The following is a 21,532-nucleotide window of genomic DNA, read 5'->3' on the forward strand; positions in this document are numbered from 1 at the left end:
CGGGGCCGGATGCTGACCGCGCTGTCCATATCGAATATCGTTCTGATCGAACGGCTCGACCTCGATTTCGAGGGCGGGCTGGGCGTGCTCACGGGCGAGACCGGCGCCGGCAAGTCGATCCTGCTCGACGCGCTGGGGCTTGCGCTGGGCGCGCGCGCCGACACGGCGCTGGTGCGGCAGGGCAGCGACCGCGCGCAGGTCACCGCCAGCTTTGCGCCGCCGGCAGCAGGCACGCCGCTCGCCGCGCTGCTCGCCGACAATGATGTCGTAATGGAGGATGGCGAACCGCTGCTCATCCGCCGCACCGTCAAGGCCGACGGCGGCAGCCGCGCCTTTCTCAACGATCAGCCCTGTTCGGCGGCGCTGCTGCGCGAAGTCGGCAGCTATCTCGTTGAAATTCATGGGCAGCACGATGATCGCGGCCTGCTGGCGCCCGCGGGGCATCGCGCGCTGCTCGATGCCTATGCGCGCGCCGATGCCGGCGCGGTGGCGGCGGCGCATGCGAGTTGGCGCAGCGCCGAGGATCGGCTGGCGGCTGCGCGGACCGCGATTGCCGAGGCCGAGCGCGACCGCGAATGGCTGGAACATTGCGTCGCCGAGTTGCGAACGCTGGCACCGCAGCCGGGCGAAGAAGCCGAACTCGCCGAGGCGCGCGCCGCGATGCAGAAGGGCGAGCGGATTGCGGGCGACCTGTCGACGATCATGGAGGCATTCGACGGCAGCGCCGGCGGTCCCGCCCTGCTGCGCGGTGCCGCGCGGCGGCTCGACCGGCTGGCGGGCGACCATCCGCTGCTTGCCGAAGCGCTCGCCAGCCTTGATCGCGCGATCATCGATGCCGACGATGCCGAGGCCAAGCTGCACGAGGCTGCACGCGCCCTGGAATATGATCCCGATCGGCTCGAGGCGACCGAGACGCGGCTGTTCGAACTGCGCGCGATGGCGCGCAAGCATGGCGTCCAGCCCGACGAACTGGCGGCGCTGACCGACGACCTTGCCGCGCGGCTCGATGCGATCGAAGGCGGCAGCGCGGGGCTTGCCCGGCTCGAAGCAGCGGTCGCCGAAGGTGCCGCCGCCTACACCCATGCCGCGACCGCGCTGTCGGATCAGCGGACGAAGGCCGCGGCGCGGCTCGATGCGGCGGTCGCCGGCGAACTGGCGCCGCTCAAGCTCGATGCGGCGCGCTTCCGCACGCTCGTCGAACGCCTGCCTGCCGAGCGTTGGGGTGCGGACGGTATCGACCGCGTCGAATTTCTGATCGCGACCAATCCCGGCGCACCCTTTGCTCCGCTCGCCAAAATTGCCTCGGGCGGCGAATTGTCGCGCTTCATCCTCGCGCTGAAGGTTGCGCTTGCCGAAGAGGGCGGCGCTGACACGATTATCTTCGACGAGATCGACCGCGGTGTCGGCGGTGCGGTCGCGAGCGCAATCGGCGAGCGGCTGGCGCGGCTGGCCGGCGGAAGCGGAAAGGGCGGGGGCAAGCAATTGCTCGCGGTGACGCACAGCCCGCAGGTCGCCGCCAAGGGCGCGACGCATTTCATGATCGCCAAGTCGAGCGAAGGAACGGTGACGCGCACCGGCGTACGCGCGCTCGACGAAGCGGAGCGCCGCGAAGAAATCGCCCGGATGCTGTCGGGGGCCGAAGTGACCGCGGAGGCGCGGGCACAGGCAGACCGGTTGCTCGAGGTTGCGGGGTGAGCGCGCACCCCCTCGATCGGCCGATCCTCAGCATCCTGACCGGCCGACAGGCACATCTGGCACAGGGCGACGCGCGGGCGGTGCGGATCGATGGGGACTACGGCCCGTTCGGTGCCGCCGCCGACACCGGCGCGGCGGCGCAAGCCGCGCTCGCGGCGCTTGTTCCTGAGCACGGCGAGCTGTGGCTGGTCGAAGGCGAGGCTTGGCCGCTGCCGCCGGGAACCCGCGAGATGAAGCGCGCCATTCTGACGCAGATGGTTGCGGAAGGAGCACCGCCCGAACCGCGCGCGGATGATCCCCTCATCGTGCCGCTGGGCGAAGCCGATGCGGCTGAAATGACCGCACTCGCCGAGCATGCGAAGCCGGGGCCGTGGGGGCCGAAGACGCATCTCTACGGCCCCTTCTTCGGCGTACGCGAAGAGGGGCGCCTGCTTGCGATGGCGGGGCAGCGCATGCTTGTTCCCGGCATGGCGGAGGTCAGCGGCGTCGCGACCTGGGCCGATTGCCGCGGCCGCGGACTGGCGCGCGCGTTGATCGGCCATGTCATGCGCGCGATGGCGCAGCGCGGCGAGACGCCCTTTCTGCACAGCTATGCCGACAATGAAGGCGCGATCGCGCTGTATGAATCGCTCGGCTTTCGGGAACGGCGACAGGTGCATGTGCTGGTGATTGCACGGTGATCGGCAGACGCACCCATCTTGCCGCGCTCGCGACGTTCGCAGCAGCCGTTCTGGCACCGCGCGACCTGCTGGCCTTGGAGACGATCATGGACGAAGAACAGCCCCATTACGGCCTGATCGGCCAGATGATCGCGCTGCCCGGCCAGCGCGCCGCGCTGGCTGCGATCCTGACCGAGGATACGGACGCGATGCCCGGCAATTTCGCCTATCTGGTCGGCGAGGACAGCGCGAATCCGGATGCGCTGTGGATCGTCGAGCTCTGGGCTGACAAGGATGCCCATGCCGCCTCGCTGCAATTGCCGTCGGTTCAGGCGGCGATTGCGAAGGGGCGACCGCTGATTTCCGGATTTGGCGCTCGCGCCGAGTTCGTGCCGGTGGCAAAAGCGCGTCCATGATCGACATTGAATCGCTGACCGAAGCCGACGCCGCCAACGAACTGATGCGCCTCGCGAAACAGATCGCGCATCACAATAAACTCTATCATGCCGAGGATAGTCCGGAGATTTCGGACGCCGATTATGATGCGCTCGTCCGCCGCAACAATGCGATCGAAGCGGCGTTCCCGCATCTCGTCCGCGCTGACAGTCCGAACCGGCTGGTCGGCGCGGCAGTCGAGGCATCGCCCCTCGCCAAGGTGACGCATGCGGTGCGGATGATGAGCCTCGACAATGCTTTCGCGGCGGAAGATGTCGAAGAATTTGCCGCGCGCGTAAGGCGTTTCCTCAATCTGGACGCGGACGAGGCGATTGCGCTGACCGCCGAGGACAAGATCGACGGATTGTCCTGCTCGCTGCGCTATGAAATGGGCAAGCTGGTTCAGGCGGCGACGCGCGGTGACGGTACGGTCGGTGAGGATGTCACCGCCAATGTCCGCACCATCGCTGACATTCCCGAAATGCTGAGCGGCGAAGTACCCGACGTGTTCGAGATCCGCGGCGAGGTCTATATGGCCAAGGCCGATTTCGCGGCGCTTAACGCGCGCCTGCTTGCCGAGGCTGACGATCCCGAAAAGGCGCGACAGTTCGCCAATCCGCGCAACGCGGCGGCGGGATCATTGCGTCAGAAGGACGCCAGCGTCACCGCGTCGCGCCCGCTGCGCTTCCTGGCACATGGCTGGGGCGACGTCAGCGCGGTGCCGGAGGCGACGCAATTTGCGATGATGAAGCGTATCGCGGGGTGGGGCGTTCCCGTATCGCCGCTGTTGAAGCGTTTCGACAGCGTCGAGGGCGTGCTGACGCACTACCGGACAATCGAGGCCGGGCGCGCCGAGATGCCCTATGATATCGACGGCGTCGTCTACAAGGTCGACCGGCTCGACTGGCAGGCGCGCCTCGGCTTCGTTGCCAAGGCGCCGCGCTGGGCGATTGCGCATAAATTCCCCGCCGAACGCGCGCAGACGACGCTCGAGGCGATCGACATCCAGGTCGGCCGGACGGGCAAGCTCACGCCCGTCGGGCGCCTCACCCCCGTTACCGTCGGCGGCGTCGTCGTCTCGAACGTGACATTGCACAATCGCGACGAGATCGAACGGCTCGGTGTCCGGCCGGGGGACCGCATCATTGTCCAGCGGGCGGGCGACGTGATTCCGCAAGTGGTCGACAATCTCACCCGCGACACGGCGCGCGACCCCTATATCTTCCCCGATCATTGCCCCGTCTGCGGCAGCGAAGCGGTTGCCGAGGAGGGCGAGGTCGATGTCCGCTGCACCGGCGGGCTGATCTGCGCGGCGCAGAAGTTCGAGCGGCTGCGCCACTTCGTCAGCCGCGGCGCGCTCGATATCGAGGGGCTGGGCGAGAAGAGCATTCAGGAGTTCATGGACCTCGGCTGGCTCGACAAGGGCCCGGCCGACATCTTCCGCCTGAAGGCGCACCGGGACGAACTGCTCGGACGCGAAGGGTGGAAGGAAACATCGGTCGACAAGCTGTTTGCCGCAATCGAGGCAAAGCGGCAGCCCGATGCTGCGCGGCTGCTGTTCGGGCTCGGGATCCGTCATGTCGGCGCAGTAACCGCGCGCGACCTGCTCAAGGGGATCGGCGACATCCGGCGATTGCCCGAAAAGGCCGAGCAATTGCGGGCCTGGACCGAGGCGAACCCGCAAGATTCGGACGAATCCGACGGCAAATATGCAAGCCGCAAGCTCGACGCAATCAAGGCCATCCTCGAGGTGCGCGCCGACGGCATCGGTCCCGCGGTCGCCGAGGCGCTGAGCGATTTCTTCCATGAGCCGCACAACCGCGCGCTCTGGGACGATCTGTTCGGCGAAGTATCGCCGCCTCTTTACGTCGTCGAAACCCGCGAGAGCGAGGTGTCGGGCAAGACGGTCGTATTTACCGGCAAACTCGAGACGATGAGCCGTGACGAAGCGAAGGCGCAGGCCGAGGCGCTCGGCGCCAAGGCGGCGGGATCGGTGAGTGCCAAGACCGACCTCGTCGTCGCCGGGCCGGGCGCGGGATCGAAGCTCAAGCAGGCGGCCGCGCTCGGCATCCGCGTGATCGACGAAGCGGCGTGGGCGGAAATTGTGGCGGCGGCGGGATAGCACCGCGGCGCATATGGTTGGTCATGCGGAGGGGGCGAGGGGGGCAAAATGGCGAAGAGCGACTATCTGAAAAGCCTCATGCGCGATCTGGAATCGCATACCGAGGTGCGACGGTTCGGGAGCGGGTGGCTTTCGGGCTTCTTCGGATTGCTGTTTGCGATCAGCGGGTTTTTCATGGTCGTCGCGCTGCGCTTTCCCGACTGGTTCGCGACGCCCGAGCTCGAGATCGTCAGGGGCTGGACCGGATTTCGCGGGATGGTCCACCTGACTTTGCTCGCTAGCTATGGCCTGTCGCTGCTCAGCCTGCTGCTGCGGCCGCGCAAGGTGCTGGGGCTGACCGCGCTGATGATCGGGCTTGCGGCGGCGTTGATGGGCGGCGCCAATGTCCAGCCCGCCGAGACGCGCGACTGGGGCATTTTCTTCGGGCTCGACTTTTTCGTCGTCAACCTGCTCGTCACCGGCTTCATGTTCGCGCCGCTCGAGCGCGCCTTTCCGCACCGCCGTGCGCAGCGATTGTTCCGTACCGAGTGGCGCGAGGATCTTTTCTATTATCTCGTCAGCACGATGTTCGTGCAGATATTGGGCTTTCTTGCGCTCGCCCCGCAGGCGTTCGTCAATGATCATACGAGCAGCTGGGCGGCATTCCGCGCCGGGGTCGCGGCGCTGCCGTGGATCGCGCAGTTCGCCATCGTCCTTCTCGTCTCCGACCTCGCGCAATATTGGTATCACCGGCTGTTCCACAAAATCCCCTTTCTGTGGGGATTCCACGCGATCCATCACAGCGCAAAATCGATGGACTGGCTCGCGGGATCGCGGATGCATTTCGTCGAGATCATCCTCCTGCGTTCGATCACCTCGCTGCCGCTGTTCACGCTCGGGTTCAGCCCGTCGGTGATGCAGGCCTATATCGGCTTCGTCTATGTCTGGTCGTCGCTGCTCCACGCCAATGTCGGCGGCGATTTCAACCGTCTGGGGCACTGGATCGCAACGCCGCGCTTTCACCATTGGCACCACGGGCTGGAACGCGAGGCGTTCGACGTCAATTTCGCGATCCACTTTCCCTTTCTCGACAAGCTGTTCGGCACCTTTCATCTGCCGAAGGATCGCTGGCCCGAAAATTATGGCATCCCCGAAGATGTACCGCGCAGCTATGGCAGCCAGTTCCTCTATCCGTGGACGCGGACGGGCAAGAAGATCGACGAGGCGCCCGCCGAATAGGGCTCATGCCCGCTTGCCAGCGCGCGTGGACGGGCATAAGGCGCGGCGCGTGGGGGTTCTCGCCGTCTTGCGCCGTCCCGGCATCCTGTTGCTGCTACCCGTGCTGCTGGCGCTGGCGGCGCGCGTCTTCGTCGCGCCCGGCTGGATGATCGAAAGCGACGCAAAGGGCGCGATCACGGTGCGCGTCTGTTCGGACCCCGCCAATCCCGGCGCGACGCTGACCATCCCCATTGAAAAGGCGGGCGACCACGACAGCGGCAAGGGGCAGCAGCATTGTCCGTGGGGCGCGCTCGCGGTCGCGCCGATCGTTCCCGATACGCCCGTGCTCCCCGTCGCGCTCGCCGCGGCCGATCCCGCGCCGGTCGCGATTCCCGCGCTGGGCTATGCGCCCGGGATCGCGTCGCCGCTACCGCCAAGCACCGGACCACCCGCCTTCGCCTGACCCGGTTTGATGACCGTCCGCGCACCTCGCGCGGCGCGGTTCTGCCTGTGTTCAAGCGAAGGATTTTCCATGAAGAGTCACGTTACCCGTGCGGCGCCGTTGCTGGCGCTCGCCATTTCCCTGGCGCCTGCCGCCCATGCCGCGGACGCCGAAGACCAGTCGACGATCATCGTCACCGCGCCGCAGCTTACCGACGCGGCCGAAGCGCGCGCCGCGAGGACGCCCGGCGGCACCGATGTCGTTTCCTATGAAGATTATGCCGACAAATCGATCGTCAGCCTGCGCGACACGCTGGCCTTTTCCCCCGGCGTCTATCTCCAGCCGCGCTATGGGCAGGAAGTGCGCCTGTCGATCCGCGGTTCCGGCCTGTCGCGCGGTTTCCACATGCGCGGCATCACGCTGCTCCAGGATGGCGTGCCGATCAACCTTGCCGACGACAATGGCGACTTTCAGGAACTCGAACCGATCTTCTTCGACCATCTCGAAGTCTATCGCGGCGCCAATGCGCTGCGCTTCGGATCGGGCACGCTGGGCGGCGCGATCAATGGTGTGACCCCGACCGGCCGCACCGCCGAGGGCGTCTATCTGCGCGCCGACGCGGGCAGCTTTTCTATGCTGCGCGGCCTCGTCTCGGCCGGGGTGGCGAGCGAAGCGGTCGATGCCTGGGGCGCGGTCAGCGCCGACACGTCCGACGGGGATCGGGATCATGCGAAGCGGCGGAGCTTTCGCTTTCATTCCAATGTTGGCCTGCGGCTCAGCGATACCGTCTCGACGCGCTTTTACGCCAGCTTCAACAATATCAACCAGCAGCTTCCCGGCGCGCTGACCTATGATCAGGCGCTCACGACGCCGAAAATGGCGAACGCGGGCAGTGCGGCGGGCGATCAGCAGCGCGACATCGATTCGCTGCGCCTGCAGAACCGCACGACCTTCGATTTCGGATCGGCGACGCTGGAGGTTGGCGGCTTCATCAACGTCAAATCGCTGTTCCACCCGATCTTTCAGGTGATCGACCAGAAATCGACCGATGTCGGCAGCTTCGCGCGGCTCGACTATGCGGCGGGGCCGGTCGAACTGACGCTGGGCGGCGAAATTCGCCATGGCAGCACCAAGGCGAAGCAGTTCGTCAACATCAGCGGGTCGCGCGGCGCGCTGACCTTCGATGCCGACCAGAAAGCGCAGACGGCGAGCCTCTATGGCGAGGTCCGCGTGCGCCCGGTGCCCCAGCTTTCGCTGATCGCGGGCGGCGTCTATGCCGATGGCTGGCGCAAGCGCCACGTCAATTTTTCGGCCTCTCCGGCGACCGACGGGCGCGTCGATCTCGACGCCTTTTCGCCGAAATTCGGATTGCTGTTCGAACCGTCGAGCCGCATCCAGATTTTCGCCAACTACAGCCGTTCGGCCGAATTCCCCGGTTTCGGCGAGGTGTTCCAGACGATCGGCACCCCGCCGACCAGCGCTGTCGTCTCCGCCATCCGCCCGCAGCGTGCGTGGACTGCCGAGATCGGTACGCGCGGCAGCGTCGGCATCGCGCATTGGGATCTGGCGCTCTACCGTTCGACGCTGACCGGTGAGATGCTGCAATTCTCGACGAACAGCAGCATTCCGGCCGCGACCTTCAACGCCGACCGGACGCTGCATCAGGGGATAGAGGCGGCGCTCGAGCTCAATTTCGCGCCGTGGGTGCGGCTGCGCCAGATCTATACCTACAGCGACTTCCGCTTCCGCGGCGACAGCCAGTTCGGCAACAACCGCCTGCCGGTGGTGCCGAAGCATGTCTATCGCGCCGAGTTGCGGCTGGGGAGCGAGGCGTTGCACGTCGCGCCGAATGTCGAATGGGTACCCGACGGCCCCTTTGCCGATTATCGCAATCTGGTGCGGACGCCGGGCTATGCGCTGATCGGTATCACCGGCGGTGCGCGGATTACCGACGGCATCGACGCGTTCGTCGATGTGCGCAACATCACCGGCAAAAAGGCCATCGGCGATATCAGCGCGACGATCACCGCGGCACCGGCGTCGGCGATCTACTACCCCGTCGAACGCCGTGCCATTTCGGCCGGCCTTCGCGCGCGGTTCTGAGGGGGAGGAGGGGATGGCCGACGTCAGCCGCATGCCGCTCTATCGCACGATCTGGCGTTGGCATTTCTATGCCGGGCTGTTCGTCATCCCCTTCATCCTGATCCTGTCGCTGACCGGCGCGGCCTATCTGTTCAAGCCGCAGATCGACCGGTGGGAGGAGCGCGACTGGCGCGGGCTCGCCGCCGCGCAGCCCGTCGATGCCGACGCGCAGGTCGCGGCGGCGCTCGCCGCCTTTCCTGGCGCGGCCTTTCATTCTTATCGCATCCCGGAAGCGCCGGGCGACGCCGCGGTGATCCACCTCGGCCTGCCCGGCGGCACAATGCGCGATGTGGCGGTGTCGCCGCAGGGGCGCGTCATCGGGTCGGCCGATCCCGAGCTGCGCTGGACGGCGTGGCTCGCGCGGTTGCACGGCAAGCTGCTCCTGGGGCTGGGCGGCGGCATTCTGGTCGAACTTGCCGCGAGCTGGGCAATCGTGAAGATCCTGACCGGCCTCTATCTCTGGTGGCCGCGCGGGCGGGGACTGGCCGGGGTTGCCTGGCCGCGGCTGCGCCTTGGCGGACGCGCGGCGCTGCGCGATCTGCACGCCGTCACGGGATTCTGGGTTTCGGGCCTCGCGCTCGTCCTCCTCACCACCGCGCTGCCGTGGACCGACATCTGGGCAACGGGCTTTCGCGCCGTGCGCGCCGAGATGGGCTGGGTGTCGGGGGTGCAGGACTGGAAGGGGGGGCTCGATCCGCACGCCGCGCATGATCATGGCGCGATGGCCAAGGCAATGAACCGGGCGACGCCGGCGCATCGGATGGCGAATGCGGACGATGCGCCGCGGGTCAAGCTCGATCGGATCGTGCTGCGCGCGCAAGCCGAACATATGCCCGCGCCGGCGATCATCCAGCCGCCGGGGGCGCCCAATATGTTCGGGCCGCCCAACGGCAATGTGTGGACGCTGACGACGCAGACGCAGAACCGCCCGCTCGTGCGCAAGGTCAGCTATGATCCGGTGACCGGGATCGAGGTGGGGCGCAGCGGTTTTGCCGACAAGCATGTGATCGACCGCGCCGTCGGCTACGGCATCGCCTGGCACGAAGGGCAGCTATTCGGTGTCGTCAATCAACTCGTCGGCGTCGCAACGGCGCTTGCGATGATCACGCTTGCCGTGTCGGGTTTCCTGATGTGGCGCCGCCGCAAGCCCTATGATGCGATCGGCGCGCCGCCCATGCCGCGCGATCCGGCGCGGCTGAAGGGTGTGGCGGCGATCGTGCTGTGCCTTGCCGCGCTGCTGCCGCTGCTTGCGGCGTCGCTGATCCTGTTGTGGCTCGTCGACCGGCTGATCCTGCCGCGCCTGCCGCGGGTGGCGCGCTGGCTGGGAATGGCTCCGGCGGTGCGGGAGGTTTTTAGAGTATAAGTTCATGGCCACAGCGGGCTTGACCTTCACGGCCATTGCGCCCGAGGGCAGAGAAAAGGTCGTGGCGCGCGTGGGTGACTTTCTAGATAAGCTTGGAGAGGCGCGGGGGCGAAAACCACAGGATTGCGAAAAGCCGTTATTGCAGACCAACCCCTCGGTCCAGCTTGCGAACTGAAGCAGGCTCGCCGGATTCGCAGCTGCAATGGCATGAATGACTTTGCGAGCCATTCGCGCTTCCCGTCTCGACGAAGCGATGAATAAGCCGTAGCAGCCGGCTCCATCCGTCGACGGCGGCGCGGCACCTACGCCGCCCGCAAACACTGAAGACCATTCCATAACAGGAGGCCGAAAAATTGCAGCATATCAGCACCCATCCTGCTTTTGCAGGACGGCCAGAGCGTCATTCCGTGCTGAGGCAAGCCATCATGGTCGCGGCACTTGTTGGGTGCACCTTGCCCCCCTCAGCCACACTTCTGGCAGCCGAAGTGCAGGCAGGTCAGAAAGCGGTCTCGGCCAACCAGGAAGAGTTTCTGAGCAAATTCATGGCCTATTATGTCAAATGGGCGGAGGAAATTGAAGCGCGCGGCCAAGCGACGGGCATCCCTCTCGATCCGGACCAAGCGCGCCTCGCCGCAGAGATCGGCATAAAACATCCCGAAAAAGTGCGCCTCGTTTTCGTCGACGAAATCCCGTTCCCGACGGAAAATCCCGAGATCAAGCTTGCCGGCGAGACGTTCGGTTTCATCGGTCCGGGCATCGTCAACAACGCCCAGGCCTTTGGATACACAATCTGGGTGCGGAAGGGCTTCACGCTCGACCAGCCGCGCCTCGCACATGAGCTCGTTCATGTGTGGCAGATCGAGCGGAGCACGAGCTTCGCGGCCTATGCGGGCCAATATGTCTCGGAATTGATCCAATATGGCCACGACAAATCCCCACTCGAACTCGAGGCCTATGAAGCCAATCGAAGATATGCCGGTTGATCGGCCGGTGACGGCGTGATCCACAGCCGCCATCGACCGTCCGCCCGATGCAGCGGACTAAGATCGCGGCAGGCAGAGCGTCATCTTCGAGAGACAGGCATGTTGCGAACGGCGACGAGATAGGCAATGCAGACCAAGGGTTGCTGCTTTTGCTAATCGCAAGCGCTTTGGGGAAATGAAAATGACGAAATGGCACCTTGGCCTCGTGGCTCTCGCGGGCATGTTGGCCGCATCACCAGCCGCCGCGACGATGAATTGCTACGGGCCGGAATGGCAACGCTTCACCGATCCGCGGCTCGGCGTGACGCTCGACGTCAGCACCGATGTGCATCAAACCTACAGCCTGGGGGCCGAAGATTTCGTCAATGTCGAGGTAACCGAGCGCGCGCGGCCCGGGAAAGAGATCGGCGGCCGCTGCAGCAGCTTCAACTTCGGGGTCGTGGATTTCGGCATTTATGAAATTTCCGACGTCGCCGGCCTTCTGAAGGACCAGGCCGATCAGATCGCCAGCGGCGGCCTCAACAATTTCAAGGTCCTGAAAAACCGTCCCTTGACCTTCCAGGGTCTCCCGGCGCGCGAGGTCATCTTCTCGTTCACCATCGACTATTTCAACACCCCGGCAACCCACCGCTATCTGATCGTGGCGCGAGGAAACAAGCTTTACACATTCAACTGGGTATGGGGTGACGCCGGCGACGTTCCCCCCGATTCAACGCGCATCTACGACTCTATCCGGTTCACGCCCGTTGCAGCTGATCCGAACGCCCGGTCTCGCGCGATGCTGGAGGATACCATCCTCCTCTACTGGCTCCGCAGCGACTATCCTTCCACGAGCCACATGTCCGCGTCGCTGCGCCGCATCGCCGATCCCAAACGCGCCGAAGAAAGCAAGATGGTCGCTGGATATGGCTATGTACAAAAGGTCGACTATCTGCGGACGGAGAAGGGCTACCGCGTCTTTCGGGTCGAGCACAGCAAGGCGGTCGTCGATTGGTATACGGCCGACGATGGAAGCCAGATTTCGGCGCTCTACTGGAAAAAAGTCCGTGATCTCTGAAAAGAGCTCGTCGTCACGCCATCGGACGATGGCATGACGAACCCGGCCACCTACGCCATCGTTCCGGATTTCCTCCGTTTCGAGGTCGGCGCGATCGGCCTCGAGCTGGGCGGTGCGCATGGCGAGTATGAACGGCTGGAGCGGTGCATGACCGCTCCGCTCAGTGCAATCGCGGGCCAGCCGATCACCAGCGCGCCGCGGCTACTCGGCGCGCTTCAGGGAATGCTGGTCGTCCTCGACGCCGAAGAGGACGGCTCCGACTGGAGCGGCAGCATCCGCAGGAGCGCATTCGGGACAGGCACCCCGGACGCGCCCGACTATGTGGTTTCGATCGATCTGTCGCCCGCCGCCTTCGACCGGCTGCTCGCGATGATGCAAGCAGGTCGGACGCTCACCGGACTGTCGCTCGATTTCCAGAATATCGATGGTCCGCTGAACGAAGATCCCCTCGACCGCCCGATCCCTTGGGACGACGCCCGATATCCGCACGTCGCCTTGACCAACTTCTTGCTGCGATGGGCTTGAGGTGGCCAGTTTGGAAACTGGCAGATTTCAGCGAAGAATCGAGAACAGCGGACAGTTGCAACGCAATCCCGGTGTCAGAAACAAGGGCTAGATAAAGCTAGGAATGGGCCCGATTTGGCTGGTCTGATCAGGAAGCGCTACCTGGACCTCATCAACATAGCACCAGCCCCAACCTTCGGGCGGATCATATCCCTCGATGATCGGATGGCCCGAACGCTCGAAGTGCGCGCGGGCATGGCGATTTGGCGATTGGTCGCAGCAACCGACATGTCCGCATTCGCGACAGAGCCGCAGATGCACCCATGGGCTGCCAATTTTGAGGCATTCCTCGCAGCCCCGTGCACTCGGTGTAACGTCGTGAACATGCGACAGGTGAGAACATCCAGACACAGCGAATTCCTTCAGGATTGTGCGAGCAACGAATGAATCTGCGAAACGACTGCCGCGCCCTCGCCGACCGCGGCGGCCACGCGCTTCGTCGATCCGGCACGAACATCGCCAATTGCAAAGACGCCGGCGCGGCTCGTTTCGAGCGATCGGCTGCCGGCACCGCTTAAGATAAACCCATCGGCATCGGTGGTCACGCAATCGCGTGCCCAGCCGGCATTGGGGTCGGCCCCGATGAACAGGAAAAGGTGTCGCAGCGCGTAGCGGCGGGCCTCGCCGTCGGCCGCTCTGCGAAACGTCGCCGCGGCGAGATTTCCGGCCTCATCTCCTTCAAGTGCAGACAATTCCTCGCCGGAATGGATTTCCACATTCGGGAGCGCAGCGATGCGGTCGATCAGATAGCGCGACATGGTCTCCGAAAGATCGCGCCGAACAAACAGGCGAAGCGTACGCACAAAGGGTGCGAGAAATACGATTGCCTGTCCCGCCGAATTGCCGCCGCCGACAAGGGCGATGTCTTCGCCTGCGCACAGCCGTGCCTCGATCGCCGACGCCCAATAGGCGACACCCTTTCCTTCGAAGGCCGCCAGATTGGGGACGTCGGGCCGGCGATATTGCGCGCCAGAGGCAATTACCACCGACCGCGCGCTGACACGGCGTTCCTCCGCGCAGACCAGGGTCAGCGGACCTGCGTCACAGACCAGCCGCTCGACGGCGACCGGGATCGCGATTTCGGCTCCGAATTTGAGCGCCTGATTGAAGGCGCGTCCGGCAAGCGCCTGTCCCGAGATGCCGGTGGGAAAGCCGAGATAATTTTCAATTCTGGCCGAGGCCCCCGCCTGTCCGCCCATGCTGCGCGCATCGAGAACGATAACCGATAACCCCTCCGACGCGGCGTAGACCGCGGTTGCGAGACCTGCGGGGCCCGCACCGACGACCGCGACGTCGTAGAGGTGATCGGGATCGAGGTCCGGGATGATCCCCAGGCAGGCGGCAAGCTCCACGCTCGTCGGCCGGCGAAGAAGCGCCCCGCCGGGGCAGACGACGAGGGGAAGCTCGTCAGACGAAACCCCAGCCTGTTCGACCAGCGCGCGTCCCTCGCCATAGACGCGAACATCGAGAACAAGATTGGGCAATCCACTGCGGGTCAGAAACTCCTGTAGCGCGATAATCTCGGCGCTCCCGGGAATACCGATCAGGATCGTGCCGGCGCCTCCTTGTTCGATAAGCCGGACGCGCCGAAGGATCAGCGCCCGCATGATGATTTCGCCGATCTCGGCAGACCCTATCATCAAGGCCCGGAGATGCGCGGGATCGAAAGGGAGCGCTGTACATCCTAGGTCGCCTGCGTGTCCCCCGGCAATCGAAGGACGGCCGGCAAGCTGATTGACCTCTCCGGTAAACTGCCCCGCGCCATGGACGGTGATCGGCGCCGTGCGATCGAGCCCGTCACCGCGCGTCACCTTGATCTCGCCATCGAGAATGAGCCAGGCTGGCGCGCCGCGCTCGCCGATCGCATATACGGTCTCACCGGGCGCAAAGCGATGCTCCGGACCGCTGGCGAAACGCCGCGCAAGCTCAATCTGCGCATGGCTCAGAACGGGAAACATCTGGGGTGCGCGGGTATCGGGGTCGGTCATGATCATCTCCCTGGATGGGTAGGGGCGGCGCCGCGCGCCGCCCCTTCATGCAAAGCTCATTGCGTGATGAAGGCGAGCAGGTCGGGGTTGATGACATCGGCGTGGGTGGTGAGCATGCCGTGCGGGAAGCCCGGGTATATCTTCAGCGTTCCCTTCTGCAACAACTTGACCTGAAGCAGTGCGGCGTCGGTGTAGGGCACCACCTGGTCGTCATCGCCCTGCACCGCCAGCGTCGGCACGGAGATCGCCTTGAGATCCTCGGTCTGGTCGGTTTCGGAGAATGCCTTGATGCCTTCATAATGCGCCAGCGCGCTGCCCATCATGCCCTGCCGCCACCAGTTGCGGATCACCGCGTCCGACACGACGGCATCGGGACGGTTGAAGCCGTAAAAGGGCCCGGCGGCGACATCGAGGAAGAAGGCGGCACGATTGGCTGCAAGCGCCTCGCGAAAACCATCGAAAACCTCGATCGGAGTTCCCCCCGGGTTCGCGTCGGTTCGCAGCATCAGCGGCGGAATCGCAGCCACCAGAATGGCCTTGGCGACGCGCCCCTGCGGCTGACCGAACCGCGCTACATAGCGCGCGACCTCGCCGCCGCCGGTCGAGTGCCCGATGTGCACCGTGCCCCGAAGATCGAGATGCTCGACGACAGCCGAGGCGTCCGCCGCATAATGATCGATATCATGGCCGATGTCGGTTTGCGATGACCGGCCATGTCCGCGGCGATCATGGGCGATCACGCGATAGCCATGGGCAAGGAAAAAGAGCATCTGCGCGTCCCAATCATCGGCGGACAGCGGCCAGCCGTGATGGAACATGATCGGCTGAGCGTCTTTCGGACCCCAGTCCTTGTAGAAGATTTCGGTGCCGTCGGGCGTGGTAACAAAAGCCATGATCGTCTCCTGTGAATGCAGCGGACGGCAAGACGTGTCCGTCCGGTGATCGAACCATCGGCGCTGCGGCTCCGCGGCGATATTATACGCAGGTTTCGGGTCGCCCGTTGAAGCCGGCAAACCTAGGTATGATGGCGCCTGTCCGCGCGATCGGGAAACAAGGGGGGGCATGCCGCTTGGCGGCGGACCGAAAGGATGCCCGATGACCCAGCAACATCAAGTCCCGATCTTTGCGCCGTCCCCTGTCGCGGTCCTGCCGCCCCTGCGGGGACCGAGCCGTGCCGACGAAGCCAATCACCGCATCGCCAATAATCTCCAGTTGCTGAGCGCGCTCATTTCCCTGGACGCCCGTCGGGTAGCCGACCCCGAGATGCGCGATTGGTTCGCCACAGTGCAGCGGCGCATCGGCGCGATCGCCAATGTCCACCGCCAGCTCTATATTGCACCTGACAAGGCCTTCGTGGACCTCGGCGCCTATCTTTGCGAGCTAGCCGAAGAGCTTGATGCGGCGGCAGCCGTTATCGAAGGCGAAAGCCGGATCCGAGTCGAGCCGGCTGCGGTCGATGTCCCCGCCGAAGATGCGACCGCGGTCGGGATCATCGTCTCGGAACTGGTCGGCAACGCCTTCAAATATGCCTATGCCCCGGGCGCGCCGGGTCTGGTCAGGATCGCTCTGCGCGCTCTGCCGCACGGCGGCTACTGGCTCGAGGTTTCGGACCGCGGCCGCGGCATGGTGCGCGGCCAGCCGTCCCGAGGCACCGGCATCGGCTCGCAGCTCGTAGCAATAATGGCGCGGCGTCTGCGAGCGGCGCATGGGTGGCACGATAACGCGCCAGGAACGCGGTTCACACTATGCGTCGAACCACGTTGAATTTCGGTCTCGAGCCGCCTTCGCTGTTGCGATTGCGCCCTGGCTCGTCCAGCTTCCCCTGGGGCCGGCTCTCCTCGCCGGGCCAGCTGCGGGAGGCTTTGATGCGCGGGGATGCGGACGCCAGGAGGCTGGGCGCGCAGTTGCACGGCGCGATGGCGGCGACCCTCGCGCTCGTTATTTTTGCCCTCGATATTCTGAGCCCGCTGCAGGGTGCAGTAGCGGTGCTCTATACGACCGTTGTACTTGTCGCATCGCGCAGTCAGATGCGCGCGCTGATATGGGCGGCCGGGAGCCTGACGATCCTGCTTGCGGTAACGGGCTATTACATCAGCCATTGGGGCGAACCGCTCGATTCGGCGGCGATGCGCCTCGGCGTCAGCCTCGTCGCGATCGGCATCACGACCTTGCTGTGCGTGCGACATCAGCTATTGGCCGAAGCGCGCCGGCGCTCGGAAACACGGTATCGCACCATCTTCAACGCTGCCGGTCTCCCGATCTGGGAAAGCGACTGGTCGGCGGCTCACAGCCTTCTGGCAGACGTCGATGAGCCGGAACCAGCCAGGATCCAGCGCGCAGCCCGAGCGGCCGTCATACGCGACGCAAATGAAGCAGCGGCGCGCCTGTTCGGCTTGAAGGGCCGTGACGCACTGGTTGGTCAGACGCTCGCGCCGCACCACACCCCCGCGGCCGAGGCGACCTTTGGCGATATCGCGCGGGCGCTGACCTCGGGTGATCAGACGATCGAGCAGGAAACCCAGTTCCTCGATGCATCCGGCGAGCCGGTTGACGTCTTGTTGCGTGTCACTATTCCGCCCGGCAGCGATGGCTGGGGACGGGTTCTTGTGATGGCGCTCGATATTACCGAACGCAAACGCGCGCAGGCGCGGCTCGCGCAGTCACAGGCCGAGTTGACCCATGTCTCGCGTCTCACCACGCTCGGCCAGCTTGCCGCCTCGATTGCGCATGAGGTCAACCAGCCGCTGTCGGCGGTCGTGACCTATGCCAAGTCGGGCAAGAGATGGCTCGCGCGCGAGGCGCCGGATGCCGCCGAGGTGTCCGACTGTCTCGATCATATTGCCGCCAACGGCACACGCGCCGCCGATGTGATCGCGCGCATCCGGGATGTCGCGCGCAAGGCCGATCCGCGCCGGGAGGCAATAGCGCTTGCGCCGTTGATCGAAGAAACGGTCGCCCTGTTGCAGCGCGACCTGCAAACGCATGGGGTCGCCATCAAGCTGACTGTTGCCGGCGATCTTCCCCGCGTGGCGGGCGACCGGGTCCAGGTCCAGCAGGTGCTGATGAACCTGATGCTGAATGCGGAGCAGGCCATGAGCGAGGTTCCGGTCGAGCGTCGAACACTGGACCTCAAAGCGCGCCGCGATGGCGACGCGGTGAGGATCGACGTCTGCGATGCGGGCACGGGTATCGCGGCCGATCCGGAAAGCCTTTTTGCGCCTTTCTTTACCACCAAGACGACTGGCCTCGGCATGGGCCTTTCGATCTGTCGCTCGATTATCGAGCAGCATGGCGGCACGCTTGGTGCCGCGAACAATGGCGATCGCGGTGCGACATTCTGGTTTCGTCTGCCGATCGCGCGCGAGGGAGCCGAAGCGATATGAGCAATGCGGCACGCGTTCATGTTATCGACGACGATGCCGAGGTGCGCGGCGCCTTGGGGAGCCTTTTGCGCTCTGCCGGCCATGACGTTGCGCTTCATGAGGAAACGGAGGATTTCCTCGCGTCCGGGCAACGCGACACGGCCTGCTGCCTGGTCCTCGACATCCGGCTCCGCGGCGAAAGCGGTCTCGATTTCCAGGAGCGATTGGCCAGGCAGGGAATCCAGATACCCGTCATCCTCATGACGGGGCATGGCGATATTCCGATGACCGTGCGGGGAATGAAGGCGGGCGCGGTCGATTTCCTCCCCAAACCGTTCAGCGATGATCAGATGCTGACGGCGGTCGCGGCGGCGATCGAAGCCAGCCGGACGCAGCGCGCCGAAGCTGCCAAAGCTATTGCCGTGAAAGAGGCCCATGACAGGCTCACCCCGCGCGAGCGCGAGGTCATGGCGCTGGTCGTTACGGGCCTGATGAACAAGCAGGTCGCAGCGCGATTGAATCTGTCCGAGATCACGGTCAAGATCCACCGCGGCAATGTGATGCGCAAGATGGCGGCGCAGTCGCTCGCCGACCTCGTCCGCATGGCCGAACAGCTCGGCGTGCGCGACGACAGCATCCACCGGTTTAACATCTGAGTATGATGGAAAAACGGCGTGGGCGGGCGCATTCAGAAAGTCCCCCGTGCCCCCGTGCCGCTATTTCACTGGAATTGCTTTCGTGTCTTCTTCCCCCATCATAGCCATTGTCGACGACGATCCCGATGTCCGTGGCAGCCTCGACAGTCTGCTCCGCTCGGCCGGTATGACGCCGCGCTGCTATGCGGGCGGCGAAGAGATGCTGGCGAGCGGCGGGCATGAGGAGCTCGCCTGCATCGTGACCGATCTGCACATGCCCGGGATGACAGGATTGGAGCTGCAGGCCCAAATGGGCGCGCGCGGCTGGCGGACGCCCTTCATTCTCGTGACCGCCTATCCAACCGACGCCGCCCGCGACCAGGCGACGAGGGCAGGCGCTTGCGGGTTCCTGACGAAGCCGGTCGACCCCGATCGCCTGCTCGACGCGATCGAAGACGCGATCAGATAGAGGGGCGCCGAAGCCGCGACGACGCCGAAGCTTTAAAAAGGGAGATTTTTTGTCGCCGAGCGGCGCGTCAATCCGGACGCGGAAGGCGGCACGGGGGGCCTTGCGGAACCCCGTGATCGCGCGCTTCCTCGCCACATCGGCAGGATCGTCCGCAACAGGAAATATGCGATATCGCTCTCACCCGCCGCCGCATCGCAAGCGCGCAGGCCGCTGATCGCCGCGCCGGTGGTATTCCGGCAGCCAGTGATCAACAAGATGAGACCGACAGCAACAGGGAGCCTGTGTGTGCCAGGTTTCTCGATTGGAGGATGCGGCGACCCGCCGGGAGAGAGCGGGAGGCAGGCGGGTCGCCGCGGCCGAAGTCCTCAGAGGATCTTCGGCGATCGGCAGCTCTCGTAAAGGAACCAGCTTCGCCGTTCGGTCTCGTCGATCCACACTTCGAGCAGGCTCGCGGTGGCGACGTCGGCATATTCGTCGCATAGCTCATGAACGCGGCGCATCTCCGCCACGAGCTGCTTGTTGTCGCCGTGCAGTTCGGCGAGCATGTCCTTGGGATCGACGTAGGCGGCGTTATTGTCGAGGATCCGCTGGCGGCCAGCGATGTCGGAGATCGAGCGGATCGTCGTGCCGCCGATCTTGCGCGCGCGTTCGGCGATCATGTCGGTCATCGCGAAAATCTGATCGCCCTGCTCATCGAGCAGGAGATGATAGTCGCGGAAATTCGGCCCGCTCATATGCCAGTGAAAATTCTTGGTCTTGAGATAGAGCGCGAAGACGTCGGCAAGCAGACCCGCAAGACCCGCCGAAATATCGCGGGTAGCATCGGTGCCGAGATCTGTGGGTGTGCCCAGAAAGCGCTCGGCTAGCGAGACGCGCTGGTGTTGATCCGCCATCTTGATTCTCCTGGTCGGGGCGGCCCTATGCCGTCCGGCGGAGGTTTAGATACAGGCGAAAAGGCCCCATCCAATCCAAACAAAGGTTTGCATATCTTCGTATGATTGGCGGTTCGTCCGCCCCCACCTAGCCTCCGCAGCAATCCGGAGAGCGATCCTCGCTTCTTCCGTATCGCGAAAGCATTCTACCATGACCGCACCCCGCCATGTCCGGCCCATCATGTTCCGCGAAGATGACCAAAGTTGCTGAACAGGAGATCCCCATGACCAACGATCTTCGCCCATCGATGGATTATGCGCTGACCTTTTCGATGGCCGCTGCCGCCGGAATCGCGGTTGCCAACATCTATTACAACCAGCCGATGCTTGCGATAATGGAGCGCGATCTGCCCGGACCGGTTACGGCACTCGTCCCGACCGCGACCCAGCTTGGTTATGCCGCCGGCCTCTTCCTGCTCGTACCGCTCGGCGACCTTGTCGAGCGCAGGCGGCTTATCGCCATGCAGTTTGGAGGCCTGGCTCTCGCGCTCGCCGCCGCTGCAATCGCGCCGGGAGCAGCCATGCTCGTCCTCGCATCGCTGCTTCTCGGCGCGGCGGCGACGGTCGCCCAGCAAATCGTACCCTTTGCTGCACATCTCGCTCCGCCCGAGCGGCGCGGAGCGATCATCGGCCGGGTCATGGCGGGCCTTCTTTGCGGCATTCTGCTCAGCCGAACCATTGCCGGCTTCATCGTCTCGACTGCGGGCTGGCGAGCCATGTTCTGGATTGCTGCGCCCGTCGCCTTGCTGAGCGGCGCCTGGATGGCCCGCAAACTGCCCATAAGCAGGCCCGAGACCAGCCTGACCTATGGTTCGCTGATGCGCTCGCTGACCCATCTGTGGAACGAATTTCCGGCCTTGCGGCTCGCCGCCGTGACGCAGGCGCTCGTATTCGGATCGTTCACTGTTTTCTGGACGATCCTGGCCTTTCGTCTTGAAGAGCCGCGCTTCGGGCTTGGTGCCGATGTCGCTGGCCTATTCGGTATAGTCGGCGCCGTCGGTATACTGGCAGCGCCGCTCGCCGGGCGCATCGCCGACCGGCAGGGACCGCACCGGATGATTTTGGCAGGCACGGCGCTGACATTCGCTTCCTGGGCGATCTTCGGTCTCTGGACCTCGCTGGCAGGGCTGATCGTCGGGGTGATCCTGCTCGATTTCGCGGTGCAGGTTTCGCTCGTTTCCAACCAGCACCTCGTTTACGCGCTCCGCCCCGATGCCCGGGCACGTCTCAACACCATCTTCATGGGCACCATGTTTCTTGGCGGCGCGGCCGGTTCAGCTGCTGCTGCCCCCGCCTGGCTCGCCTTCGGATGGCCAGGGACCGTGGCAATCGGGCTGGCGCTCGCCGGCGCTGCAACATTTCTGCAGTCGCTGTCTTGGAGGCTTACGCGGTCGTGCTGATGGTGGCCGCTGCACGAACCGCTCCGCGGATTGGCGCTAGCCTCGATGTAAAGCGCCCCAGCGAGCGCCGCGGCTGATTGAACGCGG

General features: G+C 64.9%; 20 protein-coding genes. 16 read left to right on the forward strand and 4 right to left on the reverse strand.

The annotated features are described in order from the left end of the window. Positions 1-9 precede the first annotated feature (9 nt). From recN to ACT17R_RS10340, 11 genes are all read left to right on the forward strand, one after another. Positions 10-1,695, forward strand: coding sequence for a DNA repair protein RecN (recN, locus tag ACT17R_RS10290; RefSeq protein ID WP_444809366.1), 1,686 nt, complete (start codon positions 10-12; stop codon positions 1,693-1,695). Beyond that, positions 1,692-2,375: a GNAT family N-acetyltransferase gene (locus ACT17R_RS10295; protein ID WP_444809367.1), complete on the forward strand. Its 684-nt coding sequence runs from the start codon at positions 1,692-1,694 to the stop codon at positions 2,373-2,375. The genes recN and ACT17R_RS10295 overlap by 4 nt, the downstream gene beginning before the upstream one ends. Next, positions 2,372-2,770 (forward strand): putative quinol monooxygenase, encoded by a 399-nt coding sequence (locus ACT17R_RS10300; protein WP_318153197.1) that lies wholly within the window; start codon positions 2,372-2,374, stop codon positions 2,768-2,770. The genes ACT17R_RS10295 and ACT17R_RS10300 overlap by 4 nt, the downstream gene beginning before the upstream one ends. Next, entirely contained in the window at positions 2,767-4,911 is a 2,145-nt protein-coding gene (gene ligA, locus ACT17R_RS10305; protein ID WP_444809368.1) for an NAD-dependent DNA ligase LigA, read from the forward strand. Before ACT17R_RS10300 ends, ligA begins: the two co-directional genes overlap by 4 nt. A 48-nt stretch (positions 4,912-4,959) precedes the next feature. Next, on the forward strand, positions 4,960-6,129 hold the full coding sequence (locus tag ACT17R_RS10310) for a sterol desaturase family protein (protein WP_444809369.1): 1,170 nt from the start codon (positions 4,960-4,962) through the stop codon (positions 6,127-6,129). A gap of 49 nt (positions 6,130-6,178) precedes the next feature. Further along, positions 6,179-6,571 carry a DUF2946 family protein gene (locus tag ACT17R_RS10315; RefSeq protein ID WP_234179153.1) on the forward strand — a complete coding sequence of 131 codons (393 nt, stop codon included), beginning with the start codon at positions 6,179-6,181 and terminating at the stop codon, positions 6,569-6,571. Between the two features lie 69 nt (positions 6,572-6,640). Next, positions 6,641-8,653 (forward strand): TonB-dependent receptor family protein, encoded by a 2,013-nt coding sequence (locus ACT17R_RS10320; protein WP_444809370.1) that lies wholly within the window; start codon positions 6,641-6,643, stop codon positions 8,651-8,653. 13 nt (positions 8,654-8,666) lie between these two features. Next, positions 8,667-10,055, forward strand: a complete 1,389-nt coding sequence (locus tag ACT17R_RS10325; RefSeq protein WP_444809371.1) for a PepSY-associated TM helix domain-containing protein — start codon at positions 8,667-8,669, stop codon at positions 10,053-10,055. A 353-nt stretch (positions 10,056-10,408) separates the two neighbouring features. After that, entirely contained in the window at positions 10,409-11,038 is a 630-nt protein-coding gene (locus tag ACT17R_RS10330; RefSeq protein WP_444809372.1) for a hypothetical protein, read from the forward strand. A 205-nt stretch (positions 11,039-11,243) separates the two neighbouring features. Further along, the gene (locus ACT17R_RS10335; RefSeq protein ID WP_444809373.1) at positions 11,244-12,095 is read left to right on the forward strand and encodes a hypothetical protein; all 852 of its coding nucleotides are present in this window, start codon (positions 11,244-11,246) and stop codon (positions 12,093-12,095) included. 33 nt (positions 12,096-12,128) lie between these two features. Further along, the gene (locus ACT17R_RS10340; protein WP_444809374.1) at positions 12,129-12,620 is read left to right on the forward strand and encodes a hypothetical protein; all 492 of its coding nucleotides are present in this window, start codon (positions 12,129-12,131) and stop codon (positions 12,618-12,620) included. A gap of 87 nt (positions 12,621-12,707) precedes the next feature. Here the strand turns inward: ACT17R_RS10340 and ACT17R_RS10345 are convergent, their stop codons facing one another. The 3 genes from ACT17R_RS10345 to ACT17R_RS10355 are packed head-to-tail and all read right to left on the reverse strand — an operon-like array spanning position 12,708 to position 15,540. Further along, on the reverse strand, positions 12,708-13,010 hold the full coding sequence (locus ACT17R_RS10345; RefSeq protein ID WP_263588189.1) for a UBP-type zinc finger domain-containing protein: 303 nt from the start codon (positions 13,008-13,010) through the stop codon (positions 12,708-12,710). An 11-nt stretch (positions 13,011-13,021) separates the two neighbouring features. Next, positions 13,022-14,647, reverse strand: a complete 1,626-nt coding sequence (locus tag ACT17R_RS10350; RefSeq protein WP_444809375.1) for an FAD-dependent oxidoreductase — start codon at positions 14,645-14,647, stop codon at positions 13,022-13,024. 56 nt (positions 14,648-14,703) lie between these two features. Next, the gene (locus ACT17R_RS10355; protein WP_444809376.1) at positions 14,704-15,540 is read right to left on the reverse strand and encodes an alpha/beta fold hydrolase; all 837 of its coding nucleotides are present in this window, start codon (positions 15,538-15,540) and stop codon (positions 14,704-14,706) included. Between the two features lie 202 nt (positions 15,541-15,742). Between ACT17R_RS10355 and ACT17R_RS10360 the strand changes: the two genes are divergently transcribed. The 4 genes from ACT17R_RS10360 to ACT17R_RS10375 all read left to right on the forward strand — a co-directional run bounded on the left by ACT17R_RS10360 (position 15,743) and on the right by ACT17R_RS10375 (position 19,113). Continuing rightward, on the forward strand, positions 15,743-16,411 hold the full coding sequence (locus ACT17R_RS10360) for a sensor histidine kinase (RefSeq protein ID WP_444809377.1): 669 nt from the start codon (positions 15,743-15,745) through the stop codon (positions 16,409-16,411). After that, the gene (locus tag ACT17R_RS10365) at positions 16,408-18,030 is read left to right on the forward strand and encodes a PAS domain-containing sensor histidine kinase (protein ID WP_444809378.1); all 1,623 of its coding nucleotides are present in this window, start codon (positions 16,408-16,410) and stop codon (positions 18,028-18,030) included. Before ACT17R_RS10360 ends, ACT17R_RS10365 begins: the two co-directional genes overlap by 4 nt. Then, the gene (locus ACT17R_RS10370; protein WP_444809379.1) at positions 18,027-18,665 is read left to right on the forward strand and encodes a response regulator transcription factor; all 639 of its coding nucleotides are present in this window, start codon (positions 18,027-18,029) and stop codon (positions 18,663-18,665) included. The genes ACT17R_RS10365 and ACT17R_RS10370 overlap by 4 nt, the downstream gene beginning before the upstream one ends. 82 nt (positions 18,666-18,747) lie before the next feature. Continuing rightward, positions 18,748-19,113, forward strand: coding sequence for a response regulator transcription factor (locus ACT17R_RS10375; RefSeq protein ID WP_234179141.1), 366 nt, complete (start codon positions 18,748-18,750; stop codon positions 19,111-19,113). Between the two features lie 365 nt (positions 19,114-19,478). On the opposite strand, the gene ACT17R_RS10380 is transcribed toward ACT17R_RS10375, so the two are convergent. Beyond that, positions 19,479-20,006: a Dps family protein gene (locus ACT17R_RS10380; RefSeq protein WP_186401198.1), complete on the reverse strand. Its 528-nt coding sequence runs from the start codon at positions 20,004-20,006 to the stop codon at positions 19,479-19,481. A gap of 263 nt (positions 20,007-20,269) precedes the next feature. Here ACT17R_RS10380 and ACT17R_RS10385 point away from each other — a divergent pair, with 263 nt between their 5' ends. Continuing rightward, entirely contained in the window at positions 20,270-21,445 is a 1,176-nt protein-coding gene (locus ACT17R_RS10385; protein ID WP_444809380.1) for an MFS transporter, read from the forward strand. The last annotated feature ends 87 nt before the right edge of the window (positions 21,446-21,532 follow it).

The sequence above is a fragment of the Sphingopyxis sp. Q841 genome (assembly GCF_052384365.1).
Lineage (GTDB): Bacteria > Pseudomonadota > Alphaproteobacteria > Sphingomonadales > Sphingomonadaceae > Sphingopyxis > Sphingopyxis terrae_A.

What these genes read in the sequence shown, in the direction of transcription:
- recN (WP_444809366.1), top strand. Translation starts at nt 10, where the DNA reads ATGCTGACCGCGCTGTCCATATCGAATATCGTTCTGATCGAACGGCTC.
- ligA (WP_444809368.1), top strand. Translation starts at nt 2,767, where the DNA reads ATGATCGACATTGAATCGCTGACCGAAGCCGACGCCGCCAACGAACTG.
- ACT17R_RS10310 (WP_444809369.1), top strand. Translation starts at nt 4,960, where the DNA reads ATGGCGAAGAGCGACTATCTGAAAAGCCTCATGCGCGATCTGGAATCG.
- ACT17R_RS10320 (WP_444809370.1), top strand. Translation starts at nt 6,641, where the DNA reads ATGAAGAGTCACGTTACCCGTGCGGCGCCGTTGCTGGCGCTCGCCATT.
- ACT17R_RS10325 (WP_444809371.1), top strand. Translation starts at nt 8,667, where the DNA reads ATGGCCGACGTCAGCCGCATGCCGCTCTATCGCACGATCTGGCGTTGG.
- ACT17R_RS10340 (WP_444809374.1), top strand. Translation starts at nt 12,129, where the DNA reads ATGACGAACCCGGCCACCTACGCCATCGTTCCGGATTTCCTCCGTTTC.
- ACT17R_RS10350 (WP_444809375.1), bottom strand. Translation starts at nt 14,647, where the DNA reads ATGACCGACCCCGATACCCGCGCACCCCAGATGTTTCCCGTTCTGAGC.
- ACT17R_RS10355 (WP_444809376.1), bottom strand. Translation starts at nt 15,540, where the DNA reads ATGGCTTTTGTTACCACGCCCGACGGCACCGAAATCTTCTACAAGGAC.
- ACT17R_RS10360 (WP_444809377.1), top strand. Translation starts at nt 15,743, where the DNA reads ATGACCCAGCAACATCAAGTCCCGATCTTTGCGCCGTCCCCTGTCGCG.
- ACT17R_RS10370 (WP_444809379.1), top strand. Translation starts at nt 18,027, where the DNA reads ATGAGCAATGCGGCACGCGTTCATGTTATCGACGACGATGCCGAGGTG.
- ACT17R_RS10380 (WP_186401198.1), bottom strand. Translation starts at nt 20,006, where the DNA reads ATGGCGGATCAACACCAGCGCGTCTCGCTAGCCGAGCGCTTTCTGGGC.
- ACT17R_RS10385 (WP_444809380.1), top strand. Translation starts at nt 20,270, where the DNA reads ATGACCAACGATCTTCGCCCATCGATGGATTATGCGCTGACCTTTTCG.